Genomic DNA, 4,003 nt, shown 5'->3' with positions numbered 1-4,003 from the left:
GCGGTGAAATTATGTAGATATAAAATGGAACAACTTTCACAATAAACTTCCAATTACGGAGGAATAAGTTGGAACACAAAGGAAGAATATTAATAGTAGACGATGAAGAAGATATTCTTGATGCTTTTAAAGATATTTTAGAAGACGAAGGTTATTTTGTTGATATAGCCAGCAAACCACAAGAAGGTCTAAAAAAATTAGAAACAGAAGTTTTTGATTTGGTGCTTTCTGACATGAGAATGCCAGGAATGACAGGAGAAGAATTCTTAGAAAACCTTAGAAAATTCAACAAATTTACAAGCTTTGTTATTATGACAGCCTATGGAACTATAAATAATGCTGTTGAATGTATGAAAAAAGGAGCTTTTCATTACCTTACAAAACCAATTGATTTTAACGACCCTAAAGTCTGGAAAATTATAGAAGAAGCCATACAAAAATCAAAATTAATGCAGGAAAATATAAAACTAAAAGAGGAATTACAGAATATAAAAGAGAAAACAGAGATAGATTATATAATTACCCAGAATCCAAAAATGCTTGATTTATTGAAAAATATTAAAAAGATAGCTCCATTTGACTTTACCGTATTAATTACAGGAGAAAGTGGTACCGGAAAAGAACTATTTGCAAAAGCTATCCATGAACTTTCTCCCAGAAAAGAGAAAAAATTTATAACTATCAACTGTGCAAATATTTCTCCAGATATTATGGAAGCAGAATTTTTTGGATATAGAAAAGGCTCATTTACAGGTGCTGATGTAGATAGGGAAGGGATTTTTGAACTTGCTGATGGAGGAACTGTTTTCTTAGATGAAATTGGTGAAATACCTGTAAATATCCAGGCAAAATTACTTAGATTTTTACAAGAAAAAGAAGTTAGAAGGATTGGTGATACAACTTCTAAAAAAGTAGATGTTAAGGTTATAGCTGCTACAAATAAAAATTTAGAAAAAATGGTAAAAGAAGGAAAGTTTAGAGAAGATTTATATTTTAGGCTTGAAACTTTTAAAATTGAAATACCTCCTCTCAGGGAGAGAAAAGATGATATTTTACTGTTAGTGTCTTATTTTATAAATCAGTTTAATAGAAAATTTGGGAAGAACATAAAAGGGATAACGCCACAAGCTTTAGAAATCTTAGTTAATTATGACTGGCCTGGAAATGTTAGACAGCTTAACAACATAATAAACCAGATGTGTGTATTTGCAGAAGATTATATAGATGTACAGCACATACCAAATGAAATTAAAGAAAACATAGAAAAAACTTTTTTCCTTGATTACAACAAAGCAAAAGAAAAACACCAGAGACAATTTATGAATACTTATTTAAGAATACTACTTACACTAGCAGAAGGTAATGTTTCAAAAGCTGCCAGATATGCCAACATAGAAAGACAATCACTTCAAAAGCTATTAAAAAAGTATAATGTAGACCCCTCCCAGTTTAGGAAAACTAATGCTTAAAGTGCCTCATTCCTGTAAATATCATTGCAATACCGTGTTCATCTGCTGCTTCTATAACTTCTTTATCTCTTATTGAACCACCTGGCTGTATAATAGCTTTTATACCATATTTCGCTGCCTCATCTACGCTGTCCCTAAATGGGAAAAATGCTTCAGACGCAAGAACACTTCCTTCAAGAGGTAAATTGAACTCCCTTGCCTTTTTTACAGCAGTTTCAAGGCTGTCAACCCTTGAAGTTTGTCCTGGTCCTATTCCTACGCTTGCTTTATTTTTTGCTATCACAACAGAATTAGATTTAACATGTTTCACAATTTTAAATGCAAAAATTAAATCTTCCATTTCTTCTTTTGTCGGCTGTCTTTTTGATACAACTTTTAATTCCTTGTAAAGCTGTAAATCCCTATCCTGTAAAAGAAGCCCCCCTGATATTCTTCTAAAATCAAATCCTTTTGGTTTTTTATTAAAGTTCTTAATTTTTACAAGTCTTAAATTCTTTTTCTTTTCTTTCAAAAACTCAAGAGCATCTTTTTCAAATTCAGGGGCTATTATAACTTCCAAAAATAGATTAATTAGTTCCTGTGCAGTTTCTAAATTTAAAGGTTTATTAAAGGCAACTATACCGCCAAAAGCAGACTTGGAATCTGCCTTTAAAGCCTGTAAATAAGCTTCTTTTTGAGTTTTCCTTACTGCTACACCACATGGGTTGCTGTGTTTTACTATTACGCATACATTTTCTTCACAGTCAAGTTCTTTAGCAAGATTTACAGCTCCTTCAACATCAAGATAGTTGTTAAATGACATCTGCTTGCCGTGTAAAATCTCACTTTCAGCAACTCTTAATCCTTCCTGCTCTGTTGGTTTTATATACAAAGCACCTTCCTGATGAGGGTTTTCCCCGTATCTTAAGATTTCTTTTCTTCTTAAAGGAATTGAATATTCCTGTGGGAATTTTTCATTTATTTCAAACTTTTCATTTAAAACTTCTGAGATGATACTGTCATATACTGCAGTGTGCCTGAATGCCTTAAGTGCAAGCTTCCTTCTTGTTTCAAGAGTAGTTTGTCCTTGCTCCTTCAATTCTTCAATTACAAGCTGATAATCTTCAGGGTCAACTATAATAGTCACAAATTTGTGGTTTTTGGCAGAAGCTCTTACCATTGCAGGTCCGCCAATATCTATATTTTCTATTATCTCATCTAAATCAGCCCCTTTTTTTACAGTTTCTTCAAAAGGGTATAGATTTATGGCAACTATATCTATCGGTTTTATGTTGTATTTCTCAAGCTGCTGCATATATTCAGGGTTATCTCTTACAGCAAGTAGTCCACCATGAATTTTAGGATGTAATGTTTTTACTCTACCTCCCATTATCTCTGGAAATCCTGTAATTTCTGAAACTTCTACTACTCTCACTCCACTTTCTCTTAAAACCCTTGCAGTTCCAGAAGAAGAAATAATTTCATATCCAAGTTTTTCAAGCTCTTTTGCAAATTCTACTACACCTTCTTTGTTTGATACTGAAATTAAAGCTCTTTTTGACATTTTTTACCTCAAGAAGAAGTTTTTAGAGAAAAATTTTAACATAAAAGGGGCTTTTAAAGCCCCCTAATATTAATGCTTTTTACCTTCATCAACAGGTACAGCTGGAGGCATACAGAGGGTTTGAGCTCTTTTTCTTTCTATCATAAAGTAAAGAACTGGAACAACCACAAGTGTTATAAGCGTTGATGCAACAGTACCAAATATTAAGGATATTGCAAGCCCATTAAATATTGGGTCAAATATGATAACAAATGCTCCAACAACAATTGCGGCTGCAGTTAAAAGTATTGGTCTTGTTCTTACAATCCCAGCTTCAAGTAGAGCCTCTTCAACAGAATATCCTTCCCTTAGCTTATCTTCAGCAAACTGTACTAAAAGTATAGAGTTTCTAAGGATAATACCTGCAAGGGCAATAAATCCAATCATAGAAGTTGCAGTGAAAAATGCTCCCATAACCCAGTGTCCGGGAATTATACCAACAAGGGTAAATAGGATTGGAGACATTATTACAGCAGGCATTCTAAATGAGCCGAACCAGCCTACAAGGAGTATGTAAAGAGCAACAATAGCCACTGCAAAAGCTATTCCCATATCTCTAAATGTTTCATATGTTACCTGCCATTCTCCATCCCATTTTAGATAGTATTTATCTGTAAACTCTGGCTGATGGGTTAAAAGAAGTTCAAGATTATCACCAGAAGGTGTTTTTATACTTTTAATTTTATCCCAAAGGTCAATTATAGGATAAACTGGACTGCCTACACTATCATTTACATTTGCAACTACATAAACAACAGGTTGAAGGTTTTTTCTATAAATATCTTTATCTGTGGTATTTTCCTCTATTTTAACTAAAGACGAAAGCGGAACTCCTCCATTTTTAGTAGGTATTTTCATTGAAAGTATATTTTCTATATCTGTTTTGTATTTAGGGTCTAACTGCAGAGTAATTTTTGTAGGTTCTATATCATGACCAGAGTAAATTAAACCA

The 4,003-nt window shown here is 33.0% G+C and carries 3 protein-coding genes; 1 reads left to right on the top strand and 2 read right to left on the bottom strand.

The window, feature by feature from the left end; genetic code table 11:
* Nucleotides 1-68 precede the first annotated feature (68 nt).
* Nucleotides 69-1,469 carry a sigma-54 dependent transcriptional regulator gene (locus HG1285_RS05575; protein WP_008288361.1) on the top strand — a complete coding sequence of 467 codons (1,401 nt, stop codon included), beginning with the start codon at nucleotides 69-71 and terminating at the stop codon, nucleotides 1,467-1,469.
* Here the strand turns inward: HG1285_RS05575 and purH are convergent.
* Nucleotides 1,459-3,012, bottom strand: coding sequence for a bifunctional phosphoribosylaminoimidazolecarboxamide formyltransferase/IMP cyclohydrolase (gene purH / locus HG1285_RS05580; protein ID WP_008288360.1), 1,554 nt, complete (start codon nucleotides 3,010-3,012; stop codon nucleotides 1,459-1,461). The genes HG1285_RS05575 and purH overlap by 11 nt on opposite strands.
* A 69-nt stretch (nucleotides 3,013-3,081) precedes the next feature.
* Nucleotides 3,082-4,003 (bottom strand): efflux RND transporter permease subunit (locus tag HG1285_RS05585; protein WP_008288359.1); only part of this gene is annotated, 922 nt, incomplete at its 5' end.

The sequence above is a fragment of the Hydrogenivirga sp. 128-5-R1-1 genome, from assembly GCF_000171895.1.
Note: the sequence above shows the minus strand (reverse complement) of the source record. Positions and strands in the feature narration are given on the sequence as shown.